At 50.0% G+C, this 21,114-nt stretch carries 16 protein-coding genes; 8 read left to right on the plus strand and 8 right to left on the minus strand.

The annotated features are described in order from the left end of the window. Positions 1-650: 650 nt before the first annotated feature. Genes DP091_RS12325 through DP091_RS12335 form a run of 3 tightly spaced genes read right to left on the minus strand, consistent with a single transcriptional unit; the run spans position 651 to position 4,091 of the window. Complete coding sequence (locus DP091_RS12325) at positions 651-2,270, minus strand: extracellular solute-binding protein (protein WP_113058592.1); 1,620 nt, start codon at positions 2,268-2,270, stop codon at positions 651-653. A 33-nt stretch (positions 2,271-2,303) separates the two neighbouring features. Continuing rightward, positions 2,304-3,185, minus strand: a complete 882-nt coding sequence (locus DP091_RS12330; protein ID WP_113058593.1) for a carbohydrate ABC transporter permease — start codon at positions 3,183-3,185, stop codon at positions 2,304-2,306. Between the two features lie 15 nt (positions 3,186-3,200). Beyond that, the gene (locus DP091_RS12335; protein WP_233355163.1) at positions 3,201-4,091 is read right to left on the minus strand and encodes an ABC transporter permease; all 891 of its coding nucleotides are present in this window, start codon (positions 4,089-4,091) and stop codon (positions 3,201-3,203) included. Positions 4,092-4,454: 363 nt separating this feature from the next. Between DP091_RS12335 and DP091_RS12340 the strand changes: the two genes are divergently transcribed. Continuing rightward, positions 4,455-6,722, plus strand: coding sequence for a helix-turn-helix domain-containing protein (locus DP091_RS12340; RefSeq protein WP_113058595.1), 2,268 nt, complete (start codon positions 4,455-4,457; stop codon positions 6,720-6,722). A gap of 132 nt (positions 6,723-6,854) precedes the next feature. On the opposite strand, the gene DP091_RS12345 is transcribed toward DP091_RS12340, so the two are convergent. Beyond that, positions 6,855-8,054 (minus strand): acyltransferase family protein, encoded by a 1,200-nt coding sequence (locus DP091_RS12345; RefSeq protein ID WP_258394498.1) that lies wholly within the window; start codon positions 8,052-8,054, stop codon positions 6,855-6,857. A 181-nt stretch (positions 8,055-8,235) separates the two neighbouring features. On the opposite strand from DP091_RS12345, the gene DP091_RS12350 reads away from it, so the two are divergent. From DP091_RS12350 to cpaA, 5 genes are all read left to right on the plus strand, one after another. Then, positions 8,236-9,168 (plus strand): AraC family transcriptional regulator, encoded by a 933-nt coding sequence (locus tag DP091_RS12350; RefSeq protein ID WP_113058597.1) that lies wholly within the window; start codon positions 8,236-8,238, stop codon positions 9,166-9,168. A gap of 202 nt (positions 9,169-9,370) precedes the next feature. Next, the gene (locus tag DP091_RS12355) at positions 9,371-10,672 is read left to right on the plus strand and encodes an ABC transporter substrate-binding protein (protein ID WP_113058598.1); all 1,302 of its coding nucleotides are present in this window, start codon (positions 9,371-9,373) and stop codon (positions 10,670-10,672) included. 84 nt (positions 10,673-10,756) lie between these two features. Continuing rightward, positions 10,757-11,710: a carbohydrate ABC transporter permease gene (locus DP091_RS12360; RefSeq protein ID WP_113058599.1), complete on the plus strand. Its 954-nt coding sequence runs from the start codon at positions 10,757-10,759 to the stop codon at positions 11,708-11,710. Positions 11,711-11,712: 2 nt separating this feature from the next. After that, a complete protein-coding gene (locus tag DP091_RS12365; protein WP_113058600.1) occupies positions 11,713-12,537 on the plus strand; it encodes a carbohydrate ABC transporter permease in 825 nt (274 codons plus the stop codon). A gap of 151 nt (positions 12,538-12,688) precedes the next feature. Beyond that, on the plus strand, positions 12,689-13,174 hold the full coding sequence (gene cpaA / locus DP091_RS12370) for a capreomycin N-acetyltransferase CpaA (RefSeq protein WP_113058601.1): 486 nt from the start codon (positions 12,689-12,691) through the stop codon (positions 13,172-13,174). Positions 13,175-13,314: 140 nt separating this feature from the next. Here cpaA and DP091_RS12375 read toward each other — a convergent pair whose 3' ends face one another. After that, positions 13,315-13,824 carry a GyrI-like domain-containing protein gene (locus DP091_RS12375; RefSeq protein ID WP_113058602.1) on the minus strand — a complete coding sequence of 170 codons (510 nt, stop codon included), beginning with the start codon at positions 13,822-13,824 and terminating at the stop codon, positions 13,315-13,317. Between the two features lie 55 nt (positions 13,825-13,879). Further along, the gene (locus DP091_RS12380) at positions 13,880-14,830 is read right to left on the minus strand and encodes a helix-turn-helix transcriptional regulator (protein WP_113058614.1); all 951 of its coding nucleotides are present in this window, start codon (positions 14,828-14,830) and stop codon (positions 13,880-13,882) included. Between the two features lie 242 nt (positions 14,831-15,072). On the opposite strand from DP091_RS12380, the gene DP091_RS12385 reads away from it, so the two are divergent. Both DP091_RS12385 and DP091_RS12390 read left to right on the plus strand, forming a co-directional pair. Next, positions 15,073-15,555, plus strand: a complete 483-nt coding sequence (locus tag DP091_RS12385) for a PH domain-containing protein (RefSeq protein WP_071221168.1) — start codon at positions 15,073-15,075, stop codon at positions 15,553-15,555. After that, positions 15,548-17,224 carry a PH domain-containing protein gene (locus DP091_RS12390; protein ID WP_113058603.1) on the plus strand — a complete coding sequence of 559 codons (1,677 nt, stop codon included), beginning with the start codon at positions 15,548-15,550 and terminating at the stop codon, positions 17,222-17,224. The genes DP091_RS12385 and DP091_RS12390 overlap by 8 nt, the downstream gene beginning before the upstream one ends. Here DP091_RS12390 and DP091_RS12395 read toward each other — a convergent pair. Then, positions 17,204-17,857: a TVP38/TMEM64 family protein gene (locus DP091_RS12395; protein WP_113058604.1), complete on the minus strand. Its 654-nt coding sequence runs from the start codon at positions 17,855-17,857 to the stop codon at positions 17,204-17,206. The two genes, DP091_RS12390 and DP091_RS12395, sit on opposite strands and share 21 nt — an antisense overlap. A 185-nt stretch (positions 17,858-18,042) precedes the next feature. After that, positions 18,043-20,982 carry a family 10 glycosylhydrolase gene (locus tag DP091_RS12400; RefSeq protein ID WP_113058605.1) on the minus strand — a complete coding sequence of 980 codons (2,940 nt, stop codon included), beginning with the start codon at positions 20,980-20,982 and terminating at the stop codon, positions 18,043-18,045. Positions 20,983-21,114: the final 132 nt, after the last annotated feature.

Genomic DNA, 21,114 nt, shown 5'->3' on the forward strand with positions numbered 1-21,114 from the left:
ATCCCCTCTTCTATCCTTATTTAAATCCAAGTGTAAGGAAGAAGTGTTAACGCATCCTCAATAAACGTCGCGGTTTGTGTAAAATGGACGATAGACAGCAAAAAAGCCGCGACATCCATGCCGGGCTTCTGCAAGCGGCGGCTGTGTCCGAGCTAACTGCCGCTTGAAATTACCTTCATATCTATTGGGATACTCTCCTTATCAGAACGAGTACCCGCATACTCATCGGCATTAATCAATGATTCCAAAATGCCTCATCGTAGCAATCGTTATCAATATACACCAACGTATGAACAGGATGGCCCACATGATCAGAAAACCCTGAATCAAACGCTCAACTATCCATTCCAGTTTTTTATTTGAGCTATGCCTGCGCCTCTGCTTAAATAACCATGCCGCGAATCCCTTGGGAATATTCCTGAAAGTCGTCTTCCGCTCTATGTGCGACTCCTCCCCTCATGATATCGATACTTACGAATTTACTCCCGCCAAGGTGGGGATTTTGAGCACTCATTTATATGGGGGCATCTAATGTATTTAAATATGATCTTATCACCCCTGTTGGGATATTTCACCAATGATTTGGATTAGCAAAAAACGCGATACGGGTTCCTCCCCGTACCGCGTCTCTCGATTGTCATCGTTTTTGCTTACTCCGCCTGGTAGCGCTCATAAGCGGCCTGGTAAACCTCCATATATCGGTCCAGTCCCATCTTGTTGAGTGTATTCACATACTCATCCCATTGGCTGAACGAGGCCGAGCCGTTTACGAATTTCGCTTCCATTTCCTTAACGTAATCCTCGATGTCTTTACCGATCGAGGTCATGACGTCCGTTTCCTCCAATGTAAAGTTAAAGTTGTACAGGATCTCCTTCACGGCATACGGCTCTGCCTTTTCGGCTGCGGCCATGGCGTTAGGTCGTGTCTCCGAGGCTTTAAACCATTGCTCCCGCACAAAGCCCGGATAGCTGCCCCCGAGCCAAGTGAAATACTTGGCCAACGCCTGATCCTGCGTTAATCCATTTGGATTCTCCGTAATCTCCTTCACATACTCCAGCTGACCGTCAGCGTTCTTCGTGAATGTCTCGCCTTCTTTACCCATGAAATAGAACTGGGCGCCCTCATCCCCGTAGAAGTAATCCATCCAGCGGATCGTTGCTTCCGGATTCGGGTTCTTATCGGTAATCGCAAATGCACCTACGTGAACCATCGGCACTTTGACGTGGGAGTAGAGCTGATCACCATGCGGTCCCTTAAGCGCCCCGAGCCCGATGTATTCTTTGCGACCCATCACCATCTCCGGATTCGGCACAATCGTAGCACCGAGCAGGCCCTCCTGCCCTTTGGCATTCAACGCGCCGCCCTCAATCGTGAAGATCTCTTTATCGAGCAGTCCTTCCTGGTGCAGCTTGTTTACAAACTGGAGCATTTCCTTATACTCCGGCAAAGCTTTGGTGAAGCGCAGTTTCCCAGTGTCCGGATCTATGTCCACCAATTTATGGCCAAGTCCGCTTGTGCCAAGTCCCCAAGATCCTTTCAAGTGATCGATGATTCCGGTAATGCCTGCTGAAGCGAAAGGAATCTCATCATGCTTTCCGTTACCGTTTAGATCGGTTTCTTTTACCGCCTTCAAATACGCATAGAATTCTTCTGTCGTCTGCGGCTCTTTCATCCCGAGCTGATCCAGCCACTCCTGATTAATCCAAATCGGTGTACCAATCAACATGGAGAGCAGCCCAGGATCGTAGAAAGAAGGCAGGGAATAAATGTTGCCGTCCGGCATCGTCAGGCCTTTTCGAATATCCGGGTACTCTTCCATCAGCTTTTTGAAATTCGGTGCGTATTTATCGATCAGATCATTCAGCGGTATAAATACTCCTTGCTCCCCATAACGGGTTAACTCTGCGGAGCTGACCCTTGCGGAGTAGAATACATCCGGATAATCTCCACCTGCCAGCGCTAAGTTCCGCTTCTCGGTCAGGGTATCGAATGGAATGAGGTTCCAGGTCACATTCACATTGGACATCTCTTGATAGGTTTTCCATACGAGCGTTTCCTCAAATTTGCTCCCGTTTGATGGCGACTTGCCCGTGAAGAACGTCAGATCGAGGGGCTCGTTCACAATCGGCATGCCGGTCTCGTTAAAATTGGCTTGCGGCGTCTCACCTTTATCCGTTGCACTTTCCCCGCTTTTACTACCGCAGCCTGCCAGCAATCCGGCTGCCAGTACAGCTGCCAATGTAAGTGAAGTCCATTTTCTCATCACCATAAAATTCAATTCCTCCTCATGAAATATCCGTAATCAACCTTTAATTGCACCAATCATAACGCCCTTCACAAAATACTTTTGCAGGAACGGGTACAGCAGCAGCATCGGCAGATTCGTCACAATGACCGCCGCATATTTGATGGCTTCCGCGTCCATCAGACTTCGCGCCAGCGAATCGTCACTGATATCCACCATCTCCTGCATCTGTCCCTGTACCAGAATCTCGCGCAGGAACAGCTGCATCGGATAATTAGCACGATCAGATAAGTAGATCAGCGCGCTGAAATACGAATTCCAGTGACCTACGGCGTAGAACAGCACCATCACGGCCAATATCGGTCCGGATAACGGCAGCACAATCCGCAGCAGTACCCGCATATTGGACGCCCCATCGATGAACGCGGCCTCCTGCATTTCCTTCGGAATGGAACTCTGGAAGAAGGTCCGCATGATGATAATGTTCCACACCGATACGGCCGAAGGAATAATGATGGCCCAAATCGTATCCAGCATTCCCAGCTCCTTCACCAGCAAGTAATTGGGGATCATCCCACCGCTGAAGAACATGGTAAAGACAATGATGAGTGTAAATACATGTCGACCCTTGAAGTCAACTCTGGAGAGCGGATAGGCTGCCGCAATGGTCATCAGAACATTCAGCGCCGTTCCCGTCGTGGTATAGAGCAAGGTGTTCAGAAATCCTCGCATAAGCTCCGAATTGGCAAACAACCGCTCATATCCGACAAATGACAGCTCCTTGGGCCAGAGCCATACTTCCCCTCGCATGACCGTTTCTGGTGCACTAATGGAAGCAATAAGAACAAAAAATAAAGGATACAGTACAAGGAGCGTGATAAAAGATAGTATAATGTAAATAAATACTCCGGCTATTCGTTCACTTCGGCTTTGCGGCATACGCATCATTCCTCCTTACCATAGGCTGTTCTCGCTGACTTTTCGGGCGATCCGGTTTACGGTAATCAGCAGGATGAAGTTTACAACGGAGTTAAACAGGCCAACCGCAGCCGAGAAGCTGTACTGGGCACCCAGTATACCACTCCGGTATACATTCGTAGCAATGACGTCAGACGCTTCCATATTGAGCGAATTTTGCATCAGGAAGATCTTCTCGAAGCCGACGCCCAGAACGGAACCGATGTTCAGAATCAGCAGAATGGTCATCGTTGGAGCAATGCCCGGCAGATTGATATGCCATATTCGCCGGAACCAGCCTGCTCCATCCACCTTGGCCGCCTCATGCAGCTGCGGATCAATCCCGGCGAGTGCCGCCAAGTAGATAATAGAGCTCCAGCCCATGCCCTGCCACACGCCGGACCATACGTAGATGCTCTTGAACCAGGAGGGCTCCGTCATGAAGGCGATAGGCTCTCCGCCGAAGGAGGTGATAATCGAATTGACCAGGCCGCTGACCGGCGACAGAAACATCATGATCATGCCGACGACGACCACCGTAGATAAGAAATGGGGTGCATAAGTTACGGTTTGTACAAATCGGCGGAACCGGCCCGATCTGGCTTCATTGATCATCAATGCCAGAATAATCGGAATCGGAAATCCGACCGCCAGCTCATATAACCCGATGCCCATCGTGTTTTTGATAATGCGCCAAAAATAAAAGCTGTCAAAAAAGCGTTCAAAATGCTTGAAGCCTACCCATGGACTATCCATGATCCCTTTGTTCGCAATAAAATCCTTAAATGCAATCTGGACGCCATACATGGGTACATAATGAAATACAATGAAGTATAACAGAACTGGTGCAAATAAAGCGTACAGCTGCCAGTTTCTGCGAACCTGCATCATCCATCTTCGCCAAGCACTTTTCCTGCGAATGTTTGAATGCGCTTCCACGGTGTTTAGATGACGTTGTAAAATCGGCAATCCCCCCTCTTTCGTCTATGCGTCTTCGTGTGTCTTAAAGGTCCACGTCTGCATCATAAACGACCCGAACGTCTAAGGGGTATTGACCATTTTAATGATGTCTCGCCTTTCATTGGATGGATGGGCAGAAGCGCCGTTTTCCTAAAGCATTGCTTAAAATCTAAAATATTGACTATCCATTTTTTACGAACGATTAACATGAATCGGGCACAATCCTTAACACTTGTCCTATATAATGTTGTGAAACCTTGAACGTCAGAAAAATACAAAGGGGGGAAGGCTGTGAATTGGATCAGACATAAAAGCCGCAGTGTGTTCTTTAAAATTTTTCTGAGCTTTCTGGCCATCATCGTGTTATTCGGATTGTTCTATACGGTCATTTTCCAACTCTTTAAGACCAGCCTGCAGAAAGAAATCATCGATACCAGCCAGCAGGCGGTTCACGATACGGCAGAGCGGTTCAACAACCAATTCAGCAGACTGCAGGTATTAATGTTCGATATATACAATCAATCCGAATTAATCGGCTTCAATAATCAGCTTCGCCACCAGGCCGGAAACGAAGTCAATTACTTGAAGGCTCGGGATGTGATGATGCAGATGCGGAGCGATATCTATAACCCGCTGTTCTTTCTGGAGGACACCCTGATTTATCTCCGGGAGTTTGATTTTGTACTGAGCAAATCCGGAAGCGGCGATGCTTCCTATATGTTCAACCGTTCCTATGCAAGCCCGAGGTATCCTTATTCGTTCTGGAGCAGCTACGAGGGCCATCGGGAATCCTTCAAACTTCTCCCTGCGGCTACTTATCGAGTCAACAACGATTTGTCCGAGAAAACACTGATGCCCTTTGTCTACAAGCAGCCGGACAGTCCTTATGAGGTCATTGCCCTTATCGATATCGACAAGGCCGCTCAGTCCTTCTTCGGCGAATCCGATGATCGTGCACTCGCCATTCTGAATGACGAAGGCCAAGTGCTCTATATGCTGGGCTCCATGAACCAAGATCAGCTTCCGACGTTTGAAGCCGGACAGAAGGCCGTGCTCAAAGATGGAACCTACTATTTTGCCGAAGCCGGGTCCGACGGACTGACCTATGTCTCGGCCGTGCCTTACAGCCATGTCTCTTCGCAGCTCAGCCGGTTGACCGGCGGTTTGCTGCTCATCTTCTGCCTGTCGCTTGGCGTGGCCCTTGCCGCTTCCTTTTTCCTGAGTCGCAGATTGCACAAGCCGGTGAAGCAGATTTTAACAACCGTGCTGAACAGAGCCAACAGTTCATCCATGCCGGAGGCCGGAAGCATCACCGAATACGATCTGATCCAGAACCGGATTCAAGAGCTGTTCCGGGAGAAGGAAGAAATACGGGAGCGCATGAACAAGCATAAATCCGTTCTAACCAGTTACTCTTATATCAGTCAGCTGAAGAGCATCAATACCGATATAAGCGAGTGGGAGGATTTCCTGTCGGATGACGGAAGCTTCATCGTGGTTCTGTATCACATCCGTTTCCGGATGAATCCGGTTTATGAGCTCCCCCTCCAGACCGATCAGGCGGTCCGCCATATGCTGGAGCATATTCACCTGATCACGGCAGAACGCTATCCGGGATCCCATACGTTCCAGATCGAAAAGAATGAGATCGTATCCATCTTTAAACGGGAGGAAGCCGCCCGCCTGGAGGAACTGCTGCAGGAAATCAAGGACATGTTAAATGAGGAAAAGGAATTGTTCCTTGTCACCATCGCCGTCAGTTCCCAAGTGAGCCACTCGTCCGAATTCAATCAAGCCTACCATCAGGTCAAAGGACTGACCGCACAGGCACATCTCTTGGAGGAATCACAGATGGTAACCAAGCAGCGGGTCCTTCCAAACACTGTCAACCTAAGCCCGTCTCAGGAAAAAGGACTGCTTGACGCGCTGCAATCCGGCAGCGACAGCCGCTCCTTGCAAATCATCGATCTGGCGCTCGAAGCCATGCAGCGCAAGGAGGCCGGCATCTCGCAATTCCGTTTCTTCGCCGATTCGGTCGCTTCCAAGATTCTAAGTTACATGGAGACGGCCCAAATTGACAAAACATCTGTCCAATCGTTAAAGCAGTGGAGCGCAAGATTGGCGGAATGCCATTGTTTAACCGATTACCAGGGGGTATTCCGTCAGCTCGTCGAAGCCTCCTGCGCCCTCATTCGCAAGAAAAAGGATACTGGCGAAGAGCCGCTCATCGCCATGTTCATGAACATTATCCATAACCAGTATGCCGATGATCTGTCTCTCGACTATCTGTCAGCCAAGCTGAACCTGTCGAGCGCCTACCTCTCCGTCTATGTCAAGGAGAAGACGGGTCTTAACTTCAGCGACCATCTGCTCGGCATCCGTATGAACAAAGCGAAGGAACTGCTGGCATGCACGGACTTGACCGTCAATGAGATCAGCCAGCGTGTCGGCTATCTCAACATTACCTCCTTCAACCGGACGTTCAAGAAGGCCGTCGGCATGACGCCGGGCGCCTACCGCAGGCAGCATGTGGTGCAGACCCATGCCAGCGGATCTTGAATGGTCGGTGTGACATAAGAAAACCTTCTCTTCTCGGCATGGACCGGGCGTATGCCCGGCCATGCACGCGGAAGAGAAGGTTTTTTCGTTTTATTTTCGCCCATAAGCTGAGGTAAACGGATCTGTATTGATTTAATCGGCCTTCATGGTCTGCTCCGTTTGTGCTTGCCCACTAGGTCCCTGTCCCCTTAATTTCTGAGCAGAGAACAGCCGCTTGTTCCACCGCGTCAACCAGAGCAGGATTCGGGCATCAATCAGCCTGTAGAACCCATGGGCCGTAACAGCGATAACCAGGAACGTGATGAACGTTGTAAGCAGCACGTTGGAGCCATAGGTTAGAAACGGGCTAAGAAACAGAAATATAAAGCTACCTAGCGAACAAATAACGGTGAAGTGCACAAGATACAACGAAAAAGAGACTTTACCCAAATACGCAAAAACCCTGTGGCTGAATATCGACTGCATTCGCTTCGAATTCAACAGGACCCCTAGGATGAGAAAGGATCCGATAACATGATAGAACACAAAAAAATTAAAATCGGAAGCTCCCCATTGAAGAAGCGAATAAATCGTTCCTTGCGGTGCGACATAGGGATAGGAGCCCGTGTAAATACCGATACAGAGAAGCAGGATATGGATCCAGGGCCGATGAATAGATGCCAGCCAGTCCCTCCCGCTATTCTTTACATCGCTGAGCAGCATGCCCAATATAAATCCCAGGTAATAGGAATCGATGAATACGCAGATAAGGACGGCATAAACGGCATAACGAATCGCATGACGGCCACAAGTTACTAGAATAACAAAAATCAGGAATGATCCAAACAGCTCGTATGTCATCGTCCAAAGCACGGGATTGTATTGCGATCCATACGTGAAAAAGGTATGAACCAGGCTTTCCTTCAGCATGACCAACAGATTGGCGTCAGCAGCAAACGGATCCGGCATCGAAGATAACGTCATTCCGCGTATATTGCCGTACGCTCCGAGATCCAGCACGAGGATCAGATAAGCAAACAAAACGGACACCAGGGCGGGTACGGCCAAACGAAAATAGCGGCGAATGGCAGACGAATAGATGACGAGCCTGTCCCCGGTTTGAAAAAATCGATAGCTGAGCACATATCCGCTCAACACAAAAAACAGACAGACCGAGAAGTTGCCGTTAAACAGCAGATTGAACGGTGTTCGCGCGGCAATCCCCTCGAAAGCGAAATGCTCGATCTCCTTCCTCCCCTCAAAAACCGACGGTGCAAATACCTGAAAAAAATGAGATACGACCACGATGAAGGCAGCTAAACCTCTCAAACCATCCAAATATACAATTTTCATAACAACCCCACGTTCCCTAGAAATAGGATGTTTGCGAATGCGAAACATATTTCAAAGGGCAGGAAGAGGAATGCTGTACACGATTCGTTTTTCAGGGATAATCATCTTTAAGAAAATGGCTGACTACTAAATTGAAAGCGTTTTCTTAAATCTGAAGGACATCAATAGGGGAGGGTAAAGCATGAGTATTTATTGGAGTCAGGTGGATCTTGAAGAACTAACTGGATCAGGTGTCGTTTATTTTAACTCAAAGATGGAAATGTTGGAAGGTCTTCCGTGCAAAATGTATAAATTGACCTATCAACAGAGCTTATGGACGCATTGTCATGATTATTTTCAGATTTGGTATGTGGCGAAAGGGGCATTCCAACACACCGTCAATGAACAGGCGTACGAGATCTCCAAGGGCGATATTTTTGTTATACCTCCATTTACCTTGCATAGTGTCAGCATTTCACCCGATGAGGACATCGAGATTTATGGATGCGAATTTATGCCTGCCTTCGTGAACGAGAAATTCCAGGAAATGCCAACAGATCACGCTTTTTTCGATGTGGCGTTCCTGGAATACTTTTTGCGCAAGGATATGAACGCCCAGGCCAAAATAACGCTGGACGCCGTTACCGACGTAACAGTCCAAAATGTCTTGAAGGACATGCTGATTGAATACGAGAGACGAACCCCTTTTTTTCAAATTGCGCTCAAGGCGAAGCTGCTTATCCTCCTCTCGATTCTAATACGGCAGGTCAACGGTGAACTGCTCAGAGAAGGATTCGAGAAATCAGAGAAATACCGGGGAATCATGACAAGAGTCGTTGATCACATCCATAACCACTACCAGGAAGATATGAATATAAATGATCTATGCACCCTATCGAATTTATCAAGGTCCACGTTCTGCATCCTCTTCAAAGAATGGACAGGCAAAACATTCAACCGGTATCTCACCGACCTGCGGATTCTACAGGCCATGATGATGCTGAAGCAGCCGGAGTTAACCGTCACGGATGTTTGCTACTCCACCGGTTTTAACGAACTCTCCTATTTTTGCAGAATCTTCAAAAAATACACGGGCATCTCCCCCACCGACTTTCGTAAACAAGCGATCAAATAGAACGGTCAATGCCATACGATAATCCTATTTTTGAACACGATAGTGAAATGAAATGATTTTTTTACATGCTACGATATCCATAATTCTTACAAATAACTGGATCAGGGCCGGTTGTTTAGTCAACTGTTTTGGGGAGGGAAATTAATAGAACTTTGATTACGTTACACGGATTGTACACGATAGCTCAAGGGGAGGAAGAGGAATGAGTAAGAAGAAACATTGGATCTGGAGCCTTATTCTATTGTTCTCTATCGCAACAGGATGCTCAGGCGGCAATGCGCCGCAATCAAGCAGTGATGGTGACAAGCCATCCGATAATCCCCAGGATGCCGTAACGCTCGACTTTTGGTACGGATGGACCGGACCGGAAGCGGAAGCATTGGAACGATTGATTGCCAAGTGGAACTCGGCCAATCCCGACATTCAAGTAAAGGGTCTATCCCAAAGCGACTATCAGAAACAGCTTACCGCGATTACCGGGGGCAATCCTCCGGACATCGCATCCCAATTTGGACAAAATGTCGTGCCGTGGGGGCTGCGCGGCGCCATGATGCCGCTCGATGATTATATAACAAAGGACGGCTTGGATCTTAAGGACTTTGTGCCGGCTGCCCTAAGCACGTCCCAACATGAAGGCAAGACGTATGCAATCCCGACGGCCATGCATGTATCCATGCTGTTCTACAACAAGGATATATTGCAGGAAGCCGGCTATGACGGTCCACCGGAAACAATAAGCGAGCTTAAAGAATATATCAAAAAGCTGAGCATCGTCGAGGATGGCGGGCGCCTCCAGCGGCTCGGATTATGGCCCGGAATGGATGCGTATACGTTCAGCTATGCCTTCAACGGATCGTTTTATGATGAAGCGACGCAGCAGGTGACCCCGGACCATCCCGGGATCCAATCGGCCATTAAGCTCTCGAAGGAGATCTGGGATCAATACGGTTCCGATAATCTGGATCGATTCTCTTCCGGACTTGGCCAATACATGTCGGCACAGAATCCGTTCTTCTCGGGCAAGTATGCGATGACGATTGACGGAGAATGGCTGCCCACCTTCATCAAACAGTACGCGCCTGATCTGAATTATGGCATTGCCCCGATTCCTTATGATGAGGACAACCCGGAATTTAAAAACTCCGGAAATGTGACTACCAGCGTATTCTATATCCCGAAAGGCGTTAAAAACCCGGACGCTTCCTGGAAATTCATCAAATGGATGACCGAGCCGGAGCAAATGGCCGAATTTACGGCTGCCCTAGGGAATCTCCCGACGAGGAACTCTGCCTTCTCCAATCCACTCTATGAGGATGTGCCCGGGTTCAAGGAATTCCTGGACTATTCGGGGAGCAGTAACTTGAAGTCCTTCCCGGCTTCTTCCTACGCGAACGAGTACATGACGGAATTCAGCGCGCAATACGATGCTATTCTCCGAGGTACCGTCAGCATGGAGGAAGGCTTGGACAAGGTAAAGGCAAAGATTCAGCCGCTGGTGAAATGATGAGCTAAGCCAGCTCTGTCCAATGCAGTGCTGGATTGGGCGGAGCTGCATACTAAATACTTAAAGCGAAGGAGAATCGCGAAGATGAAGGTCTCCACAGCAGCCAATCAACGAAAACGCGTACTAGGCGGGTCCAGGAAGGAGCGTCATTATGTATTCCTTGGCCTGGCGTTCGCTTCTCCTTGGATTATCGGCTTTCTGGCTTTTACGGTCTACCCGTTTTTCGGTTCGCTTTACCTGAGTCTGACCGAATACGATTTATTCAGCCCTCCCAAGTGGGTAGGGCTTCAGAATTACGAGTTAATCTTTGCGGATGACCGCTTTTATAAGTCGCTCGGTAACACCTTTTTCATGGCGTTCATATCCGTGCCGATCACGCTGGCGGTCTCTCTGCTGATTGCCATGATGCTCAATTTCAAAGTGAAAGGAATCAATTATTACCGCACCATCTTCTACCTTCCATCCGTCATACCCATCGTTGCAAGTGCTCTCTTGTGGACATGGATGCTGAACCCCGACTTCGGTTTGGTTAACATGGCACTTCGCACCCTGGGTTTGACAGACCCGGCGTGGCTGCTTGATCCCCGTTATACGAAACCTTCTCTTATCCTGATGAGCCTATGGGGATCGGGTGCAGGCGCATTAATTTTCCTGGCCGCCCTTCAGGGCGTGCCAAGGCAATATTATGAAGCCGCTCAGGTGGATGGAGCGAACTGGTGGTACCGATTCTGGAAGATCACGGTCCCTGCCCTGTCCCCCATTATTCTTTTTCAGCTCATCATGGGGTTGATCGGTGCCTTTCAAATCTTTACGGAATCTTACATCTTGGCCGGAGGCAAGGTGGACGGAAGCGGCTCTTTGGGCGGGCCCGAGCAATCGCTGCTATTCTACGCGGTCAATTTGTACCAGGAAGCCTTTGTCTTTCTAAAGATGGGTTATGCCTCGGCGCTCGCCTGGATTCTGTTTATCATTGTGCTGCTGATTACGTTCATCCTGTTAAAAACGTCAGGCCGCTGGGTCTATTACGGAGGTGATTAAGTATGGCTGTCAGGCTGCGGGTGATCATACCGCATTTGGTCCTTCTTCTATTCGCTGTGATCTTTCTGTTTCCATTCGTATGGCTGGTGATGACCTCGTTGAAGACGCCGGAAGAGATTCTCGAGTTCCCGCCGAGCATCTTCCCGGAGACGTTTCAGTGGTCCAATTATAAAGAGGCGCTTTCAGCTATTCCCTTTACCCGCTACATGATGAACACGTTTCTGATTTGTATGGTGAATATCATCGGTCAGCTCTTCTCTGCGCCGCTGGTAGCCTACTCGATTTCCCGCATTCCTTGGAAGGGCCGGAACATCATCTTTACCATCGTGGTGGCGACCATGATACTGCCGGCGCAAGTGCAGATGATTCCGCAGTACATCATCTTCACCAAGCTCGGGTGGGTCAATACGATCATGCCGCTTACCATCGGCGCATTCTTCGGGGCACCGTTCTTCATCTTTTTGCTTCGGCAGTTCCTGCTTGGCGTACCGACCGAATTGTCCGAGGCAGCGAAGATCGATGGGGCTTCGGAGCTGCGAATATATGTCAAGATCATCATGCCGATCCTGAAACCGGCATTAGCCACCGTCGCTTTGTTTTCTTTTGTGTGGTCTTACGTGGATTTCATGGGCCCGCTCATTTATCTGAACGATTCAGCAAAATGGACCATCACCGTCGGCCTGCAAAGCTTTCAGCAGGACCACGGGGCGCAGTGGGAGAAACTGATGGCGGCTTCCACCATCATGGCGATTCCCATGATCCTGATCTATTTCTTCGGACAGAAGTATTTCATGAAATCGGGATCGGCACTAACCGGGTTTAAATAAGCTGAATCTTCGGAATGGATGCCTTCTCTTCCATAGTGGCTCGGTCCTGTAGACCGGCCATGTACCTGGAAGAGAAGGTTTTTTCGCTTCCAAATCGAATTAAAGGATATGGGGAAGAAACCTATATCAACAAACCCAAAGGATGAGAATAATGCCTCTTCGTATTACGGCCATGACCGAAACGTATGCCGATCAAATTATGCAATGGAGCTATGAACCACCCTATGACTTCTACAACAGCGGTCCGGATGAGGAGTTTCGAAAAGAACTTCTGGAGTGTTCGTATTACGCCATACTGGACGAGGAAGGGCAGCTCTTCGGCTTTTGCTGTACAGGCTCATCGGCCCAAATTCCGATCGGGATCCCGTTAGGTGCATATGACGGGAATTTGTTGGATTTGGGACTTGGCGTGATACCGGAATCGACCGGACAAGGCCGGGGAAAAGAATTCCTCTCGTTCGTGCTGGCATCCATCGCTGAATATCACAATCGCCAATCGTTTCGGCTGACCGTTGCCAAATTCAATGAACGAGCCATTCGCTTGTATACCCAGCTGGGCTTCTCGGAAGTTGCAACGTTTAATTATGGCGGCACTACGTTCATAACGATGGTGAAGAAGTCGCGCTTTGGATCGTAAAATAAAGAGGGTGATCCCATTGTAGGATCACCCTCTCACTCATGTTTGGCCAATATCGCATATTCCCGGATTGAGTTGTACTACCCGAAGAATTGTTAGCTCCACTGCAGGCACTGGAGGCATCTGCCGATTCTTGACCGCTATTCAATGGCGATATAAACATCCACCACAGTATTCGCGGGATCAAACTGCCGCATGTCATAGCGTTCATAATCGCCGGTATACGTCCTTTTATCGGCTGATTGCTGGAAATAACTCCAAATTTCATGCCACACCTGTGGGACGATTTCCAGCAAAGGGCCGCGTCTTGTCCGGAATACCATGTATTTGGCTGCCGGGACGGATGCTTGTAACAGCCCCTCCGAAGAAGCTGCAACAGCCACGTCTTCCTCTATCCTGTTGCCGATAATGAAGGTGTACGCCCCGGATGCGTCGCTTTCGTAATCCGTGTACAAAGCATAGATAGCTTGATCCTTATCAGATAATTGCGTCTGCAAACCGCTTTGGAAATACCGGTCCCATAACTGCGGGATCTTGCCTTGCGGTCCTGCCTCCGCTTCGTTTGTCGTTCGAACGCCGACACCCTGAATGGACATGGCAGGTCTAACCTCTATAAATCGTTCACTCTGATTCTGGTTGCTATCACTCATTTGTATCCTCCTTAAAAATGAATATATCTCTATTCTAAAGAGGTAACGTGGACATCTATCTGTCCTGGTTATCGTAGCGCTTCATAATCAATTGTGCTCTTCGTTTCACTTCCCCCGCGGCTTCGCCCGGCTGCTCAATCAGCACCTGATCACCAAAGCTTAGAATCATGCCGTAAAACCATTCATCCAATTTGTATAACACTCGAACGCGCAAAGAGCCGTCCGGGTTAACGGTTACTCGTTCCGGCGGAAAAATATCCGCCACCCGTTGACGCGCGGCTGCTTCGAACAGCAGCACCGTCTCCTGCTCCCGAGCGCTCGACCAAGAGGAATCCCATTCCAAGCGTTCCATGCCGGGGCCTGGCCTTGGCTCATACGTCTCGCTCAGCATCGTTATATCCTGCATGCGCGACAACCGGAAGAGACGATGGTCTTCCCTCTCCAGACAAAAGGCTTGCACATACCAAATATTGCCCTTCAGAATCAGGGATGCCGGTTCAATGGTTCTTCGCTCCGCGTTGCCCCGATTATCGATATACTCCATCACGACCCTGCGCTTTTCTTGAATAGCCTTTTTAAGCAGGCCCACGGCGGGTTTCAGTCCTTGACGCTGTCCCCAAGGCTGAAAGTCCATGACCACCGGTTCCCTTCGATATTCATCGCCAAGCCCCTGCTCTACCCTATGCAGGAGCGCTTTTACCTTCTCAAGCAGGATGCCCATCTGCTGATCCTCCAGTGCACTGCTCATCCCTTTAACCGCTGTAACCAGCGCACTCATCTCCTCGGCGGACAGCCAGTACTTGTCGATCATATAATGCTCCATAATTTCAAACCCGCCGGATATTCCCTGGTGGGCCACAATCGGGATCCCGGCTTGGCATAGCGTATCCATATCGCGATATATGGTTTTGCTTGATACTTCAAACCGATCGGCCAACTCCTTGGCGCTCAGTCTCCCCCGGTTCAGAAGCAGGACGGTTATGGCTAATAGCCGGTCTATTTTCATTGCACGCGATCCTTTCATTCTCGATCATTTCAAGTTCTTCCTTAACTCAAGCTTAACAGATTCGGCATATGTTCATGCAACCGTTAGGTCTGGTTCAATTGCTCGTTAGCCCGTTATGCTACAATGATAAGCACGGCAAGCAAGTCGGAAGACGGGATGAAACGAATCCTTCCCGAGCAACGTAGACATACATATAAATGCACGGACTGTTCGAATCTTAAACATCAAGGAGGAACATACATATGGACAATCGGCTTGACGCTATGCGCAGATGTCACCCGGACTCCGTAACGATCTCCCGCATCACGGGTTTCATTACGGATGGAGTGATCCTGCTCGCTGCTGCAGCTTATCTGATCATCGCCGCTATATTCGGGTGGACCCTGATACCGGGCTGGATCACCATCGGACTGCTGGTTCTCGGAGCCTGGTTTACTTGGGCCGTGCCCTCTTTCACCTACAAACAATTCGGCTTCAAGGTAAGCGAGGAAGAGTTGGAGCTTCGTTCCGGCTGGATCTGGCTCAGTGACACCCTTGTCCCGATGACGCGCGTACAGCATGTGGAGCTTGAACGGGGGCCGCTCCTTCGTAAATATGGTCTAGCCAAGGTAAAGGTCGTTACCGCCGCAACGACTCATGTTATTCAGGCGCTTAAGCTGGAAGATGCAGAGGAACTGAAAAAACAGATCGGCGAGCTGGCCAAAGTGGTGGATCACGATGAATGAACCGACAAGACTGCACCGGCTGTTCATCCTGTTCCCGCTCGTAGGCAGCGTGAAATCGCTCATTCCCATCGCCGCTCTGGTATCCATCAAATTCCTTAACGGAAAATCGCTGCGCGATATCCCCTGGTATTGGCTGTCAGCCGTCATCGTCATTCTAGTCTCGCTTCTGCTTCTGTACGGGTATCTGAAGTGGAAACGCTTTGTCTATACGTTAGAAGAAGATAAAATCCTCATCCGCCGCGGCGTTCTGTTTCGTGAGGAGTTGTCCATCTATACGGGCCGCATTCATTCCATGAATTTGGAGCAGCCTTTGTTGCAGCGAATACTGGGACTCACCCAGGTCCGAATCGAAACGCCGGGCAAAACGGAAGGCGGCGGCATACTGCCAGCCATCACCAATAGCGAAGGCGAACGGCTGCAGCGCTGGCTGCGCGAGCAAACCCGAACAAAGCAGACGGAACGGGAGGCTCACCAAGCTCATGAAAGTTCCTACTCAACCGATCAGAGCTTTCCCGCGCCAAGCGAGAGGCTGACTGTTGAACCGTCGGGATCTCTAGAGAATCACGAATCCATTCAGCCGTCGAATCAGAATATGGCATACGGAAGCGGTCTTTTGGAGGACTCCGATTCCCGCGCCGCTGCCGGGAGACATATCGCAGGCGATCCAGGGACGGCAGAGGAAGAACGCAGCACGCTGCTCCAGCTATCCTCCGGACGCCTGCTCATTGCCGCGCTCTCCTCGCCCAACCTGTCACTGGCTTTAGCCTTTGTAGGCGGTATTATATCTTTTGCCGATGACCTGCTCCCGGATCAAATGTACCAATCGCTGTTTCAATCGGCAGGGAAGCTGCTCCTCGGAAGCTGGATCAGCATTGCCGCTGTGGCGCTCATCATATCCTGGCTGCTCTCCGCCGTGCTCTACACGATCAAATATGCGGGATTTACCGTCGAGCGCATCGGGAAACAAATCTCGGTCAGCTGCGGTCTGCTGGAGAGAAAAAGACTGCTCTTCTCTCCCGAACGAGTGCTGGCCATTACCGTGAAAGAAGGCGTATTCCGGCGCTGGTTCGGTTACGCTGAAGTGAAGGTTCATGTGCTTACGTCCGAGTCCGACAAGCATTTCATGCTTCATCCTCTACTGAAGACTGCAGATATTCAAGCGCTGCTGAATCGGGTCACGCCTCAATTCAGCGCTCAGCCTATTACCGCTTCGCCGCCGCCCCGCGCAAAATGGATGTACCTGCGGTGGAAGCTGGCTTTTGCCGCGATCGTTAGCGGGGCATGCATTTGGTATTTTGACAAACTCGGTTTGTTATCGCTTCTGTTCATTCCACTCTCGCTAGCTTGGGGACTCCTTTCGCACCGGGATTCCGGTCTTAATGTAACGGACAAACAGCTGACGATCCGCAGCCGTTTCATTGCAATGTCCACCAGGTACATACGCCGGCCGCAGATTATCGCCATGGAGGTCAGCGGTACCCGCAGACAGCGAAGAAGAGGGCTCCTGTCTCTGCAGGTGAAGATGATATTCAGCGAGATCAATGAAAGCTTAAACGGCATGGATCAGCGAGAGATCGAGGCAGTTCGGGCTTGGTTCCAAAAGAAAAAGGGCGAGAACTCCGCATCTTCAGAACGAAGTGGTCCCGCCTCATCCAGTGAGCAGCTTTAACCGTTTGCCCTCCGTTTTTCCTGAACGGCCAAAGCCTGACAACCGGTAAACCAGCAGCGTTATCGCGAGAAATACGCCGTATACCCCAATGGTTATCATGATGTGGGAAGGGTCGGTCATCAGATGATCGCCTACCATCGAGAACAGCAGCATGGCAGGGATTTTGCCTAGCGCGGACGCGATGCCGAATGATGCGAACGTTACCTTGCTGAGAGCTGCGTACACATTGATGACAATGGAGGGAATAAACGGGATCAACCGGGTAAACAGGATGGTCATAAAGGCGTTCCTTTCGAACATCGTTGTCACTTTTCCGAGCCTGTTATAACGGTAAAGCACCCGGTCGCCCCATTCCTGAAACCCGTATCGGATGAACATAAACATAAGGATGGAAGCAGCGGTAGAGCCGACCCAAGTGACAACTCCACCGATAACCGGCCCGAGGGCGGCACCGATTACGCCTCCTACCACCGGATAAGGGATCACCGGAAACAAGGCCATGATGACAGCCATGAACATGATCAGCGTGATACTGTCTGTCGATCGAATCCAGACCAATATGGCATCTCCGTAAAAGTACACAAGACCACCTATGGCGGCGTAAACCAATGCCATTCCTAATTTCTTGAACATACACCACACTCCAGGTCGTAATGCACCTATTGTATCACGCAGCATGTCCATTGGAGCAAACCCAAAAGGGACACCCCAGGGCTATAAGCCGGGGGTGTCCCTTTTTTCTGAGACGGGCCAGTCCGCCCTCTAAATCGACTCCTCATTAGGAGGTAAACCAGCCGTTAACCAGTAAGGATGTAAACTCACGGTTTGCTCGGTTTCCCCGGTGGATTCACCGGAGGCTTTCCAGGCTTACCATGATGTTTCACTTTCACCGTGACCGGTTTGCTTGCGGCACTCTCGTTATGCAGACGATCGACAGCTGTCACAACATACGTGTAGGTTTGTCCCTCCGCTGCGGTATGATCAACAAAGAATTGCGTCTTATCGTCGGTTTTTCGGAGAGTTCCTAACAAATGCGACGGATCTTGAACACTGCCGGCGCCTCTGCCATCAAAACGATAGACCGCATAATATGTCTCGTCATCTGTCGACTTCCAGCTTAGCTTCACACCATCCTGTTCGTGATCAGCCTTGGGCTTCTTGGGCGCTGTCGGCGCTTCCGAATCGATCCAAGGCATCGCCGGAATCAATGCCGGATATCGATACAGATCGTTCTTCAGTCTGTCCGTAAATCCGAGTGCGTTATCCTTAAACCATTTGGAACTGAAGTACATGCTGCCCCGGACTTCCTCAAAGTTGCGGTTGTAAAGGATCTGGTTCGGCATCTCTTCGGGATTGGACCAATCGGCATTCGACCCGATTTTGTATACGGCTTGCCCGCTGTATAGGTGAACATTCTTGCCGGACACGACTCCGCTCCACCAATCGATCAGCTTATCGTAAGCGGCAGCGGAATAACCGATATTCCAATAAATCTGAGGCGTGATATAATCGATCCACTCTTCTTCAACCCATTTCTTCGAGTCGGCATAGATGGCATTGTAACTTTCGAGTCCATTGGTTTCAGAGCCGGTCGGATCGCTGGATTTATTTTTCCAGATACCAAACGGGCTGATGCCGAATTTCACGTAGCTCTTCTCGGCCTTGATTGCTTCGTTCACCTTCTGAATGAATTGATTGACGTTATTTCTTCTCCAGTCGCCCTTATTCGTAAAAGAGCCTTTGTACTGGTTAAAGGTGTCCGTATCCGGGAAATCCACGCCGGTTACGGGATACGGGTAGAAGTAATCGTCAAAATGCACGGCGTCGATGTCGTAATTCCGAACGACCTCCATAATCCCGTCGATGATAAACTGCTGTGCTTCCGGTATCCCCGGGTTGAAATACAGCTTGCCGCTATATGCTTCGACCCATTCCGGATGCTGCCTGGCCGGGTGGTCTGCCACAAGTTTGTTAACATCTCCTTGAAGACTGATGCGGTATGGATTAAACCAGGCATGAAACTCCATGTTCCGCTTGTGGACTTCCTCCAGCAGGAATGCCAGCGGATCGTACCCCGGATCCTTGCCCTGAACTCCCGTCAGCCATTCTGACCATGGCCCGTAGTTGGACGGGTAGAATGCATCCGCCGTCGGCTTGATCTGCATGATGACCGCGTTCATTCCCGCATCCTCCAGCTGATCAAGCAGGCTGATAAACTGCTGTTTCTGCTGATCCGGATCGGTGACTCCTTTGGCGGGCCAGTCAATATTGTCGACGGTTGCAATCCAGGCCGCTCTCATCTCGGCCTTCGGATGCTCAGAAGCTTTATTCACCGTAATGTAGAGTGAGCTGGTCTTTCCTTGGAATGTGGCTGTTACTCTAGCGGAACCTATCTTCAAGCCGGATACCACTCCTTTATCATCGATAGCGGCTACATCCGGATGACTGCTGGTAAACGTAACACCTTCCGTTATGATCACCGGCTCCTCCATCCAGGAGTAGGTTGCGGACACCGCCGTCTCGAAGGAGTCCCCAACCGTAACCGCTGTAAGACCTTGAAGTTCGATGCTCTGCAGAACCGGAACCGGGTCCGTCACCGTAATGGCATGCTGTGCGGTTACTCCGCGGTACATTGCTGTAATGTCTGCCGTTCCCGCAGAAACTGCGGTCAATTGACCAGCTTGATCTACCGATACAACGCCCGGTTGATCGCTTGCATAGCTAATTCCTTCAGTCAGCCATACAGGATCCGTCTGGTTTCCGTAGACGGAGTAAACCACACTGGTTCTCATTTTTCCGGTAAGACTGGTCTCCATATGCAGCGGCCCGGATAACAGCAATTCTTCGGGGGCTGGCACATCCTGCGTAATATGAAGCTCATACTGGGATTTTGGCGCATCTCCGTATTCAGCCGTTATGGTTACCGTTCCCGGCGCCAATGCTTCAATGGTGTCGTATGTAGCGCCCGTGACCGTAGCGATGTTGTCGTCACTGCTGGTGAGTTTCACGCCGGTTGTTAATAATGCAGGTTCCGTTTGTCCTTCATAGGTTGCATATACTTGGGGCTTCACCGTTTCTCCAACGCCCATGGGCGTCAGCCCGCCAATGTCGAGCCCGTATACCTGGGAACCCGTATAGAATGCGGACAGCCTGTCGAAGTATACGGTGCCTTTGTTTTTATTCGTATCTTTTAATTCGGTGATATAGATTTGATTCACTTTGAGAGGAGCCTTGATGGTAGAGGGAACGTTAAATTTGACGTATTTCCAGCCCTTCCAGCTAAAACCGGAGGTAGACGTTAAATCCACGGCATGCTTGCCGCCGGAGGAATCCTGAAGCTGGGCCCGGAGCCAGTGGTTCCCGCCATCGCCGTAAACCCATAAACCGAGTGCAGTCGGTGAACCGGGGACGCTTCTGCCGGTAGAACCGTCCGGGTCTTTGAAGTTGAGATAAGCTGCCGAGGTGCCGGATTCGCTGCCCACAAAATCGTAAGTTAGAGCTGCAGCGTGATGTCCGTAATAGATTGGCTCCGGCCTCCCCACTACATCCAACTGGGCCTTTCCCCTTGCGGAGGATGCGGACAAATTTGTTACCGATTCAAAATCTTCCATAACGACCGCCCCTGGTTCTCCGGTGCTTGCGTACTCATTCACGGAATAACCCCAAGCAGAAACAGCCGAGCTGAACATCACGGCTAACGCCAGCGTCACGGATAGGATCGACTTGCTGCTACGATAGATACGCCTTTTAGTTATCATTCACGAATTCACTCCCTTTAGTATGAGTGCTTGCTATCCAAACTGAAGTCCAATTCCAGGCGAAATCGGCTGCAGCTCACCTCCTGTCGATCTGCTGGAGTAGATGATCATGACGGTCTGTACATATATGTT

Source organism: Paenibacillus sp. MDMC362, assembly GCF_003269305.1.
Classification (GTDB): domain Bacteria; phylum Bacillota; class Bacilli; order Paenibacillales; family Paenibacillaceae; genus Paenibacillus_AQ.

What these genes read in the sequence shown, in the direction of transcription:
- DP091_RS12325 (WP_113058592.1), bottom strand. Translation starts at nt 2,270, where the DNA reads ATGGTGATGAGAAAATGGACTTCACTTACATTGGCAGCTGTACTGGCA.
- DP091_RS12330 (WP_113058593.1), bottom strand. Translation starts at nt 3,185, where the DNA reads ATGCCGCAAAGCCGAAGTGAACGAATAGCCGGAGTATTTATTTACATT.
- DP091_RS12335 (WP_233355163.1), bottom strand. Translation starts at nt 4,091, where the DNA reads ATGCAGGTTCGCAGAAACTGGCAGCTGTACGCTTTATTTGCACCAGTT.
- DP091_RS12345 (WP_258394498.1), bottom strand. Translation starts at nt 8,054, where the DNA reads ATGAAAATTGTATATTTGGATGGTTTGAGAGGTTTAGCTGCCTTCATC.
- DP091_RS12350 (WP_113058597.1), top strand. Translation starts at nt 8,236, where the DNA reads ATGAGTATTTATTGGAGTCAGGTGGATCTTGAAGAACTAACTGGATCA.
- DP091_RS12355 (WP_113058598.1), top strand. Translation starts at nt 9,371, where the DNA reads ATGAGTAAGAAGAAACATTGGATCTGGAGCCTTATTCTATTGTTCTCT.
- DP091_RS12360 (WP_113058599.1), top strand. Translation starts at nt 10,757, where the DNA reads ATGAAGGTCTCCACAGCAGCCAATCAACGAAAACGCGTACTAGGCGGG.
- DP091_RS12365 (WP_113058600.1), top strand. Translation starts at nt 11,713, where the DNA reads ATGGCTGTCAGGCTGCGGGTGATCATACCGCATTTGGTCCTTCTTCTA.
- cpaA (WP_113058601.1), top strand. Translation starts at nt 12,689, where the DNA reads ATGCCTCTTCGTATTACGGCCATGACCGAAACGTATGCCGATCAAATT.
- DP091_RS12375 (WP_113058602.1), bottom strand. Translation starts at nt 13,824, where the DNA reads ATGAGTGATAGCAACCAGAATCAGAGTGAACGATTTATAGAGGTTAGA.
- DP091_RS12380 (WP_113058614.1), bottom strand. Translation starts at nt 14,830, where the DNA reads ATGAAAATAGACCGGCTATTAGCCATAACCGTCCTGCTTCTGAACCGG.
- DP091_RS12385 (WP_071221168.1), top strand. Translation starts at nt 15,073, where the DNA reads ATGGACAATCGGCTTGACGCTATGCGCAGATGTCACCCGGACTCCGTA.
- DP091_RS12390 (WP_113058603.1), top strand. Translation starts at nt 15,548, where the DNA reads ATGAATGAACCGACAAGACTGCACCGGCTGTTCATCCTGTTCCCGCTC.
- DP091_RS12395 (WP_113058604.1), bottom strand. Translation starts at nt 17,857, where the DNA reads ATGTTCAAGAAATTAGGAATGGCATTGGTTTACGCCGCCATAGGTGGT.
- DP091_RS12400 (WP_113058605.1), bottom strand. Translation starts at nt 20,982, where the DNA reads ATGATAACTAAAAGGCGTATCTATCGTAGCAGCAAGTCGATCCTATCC.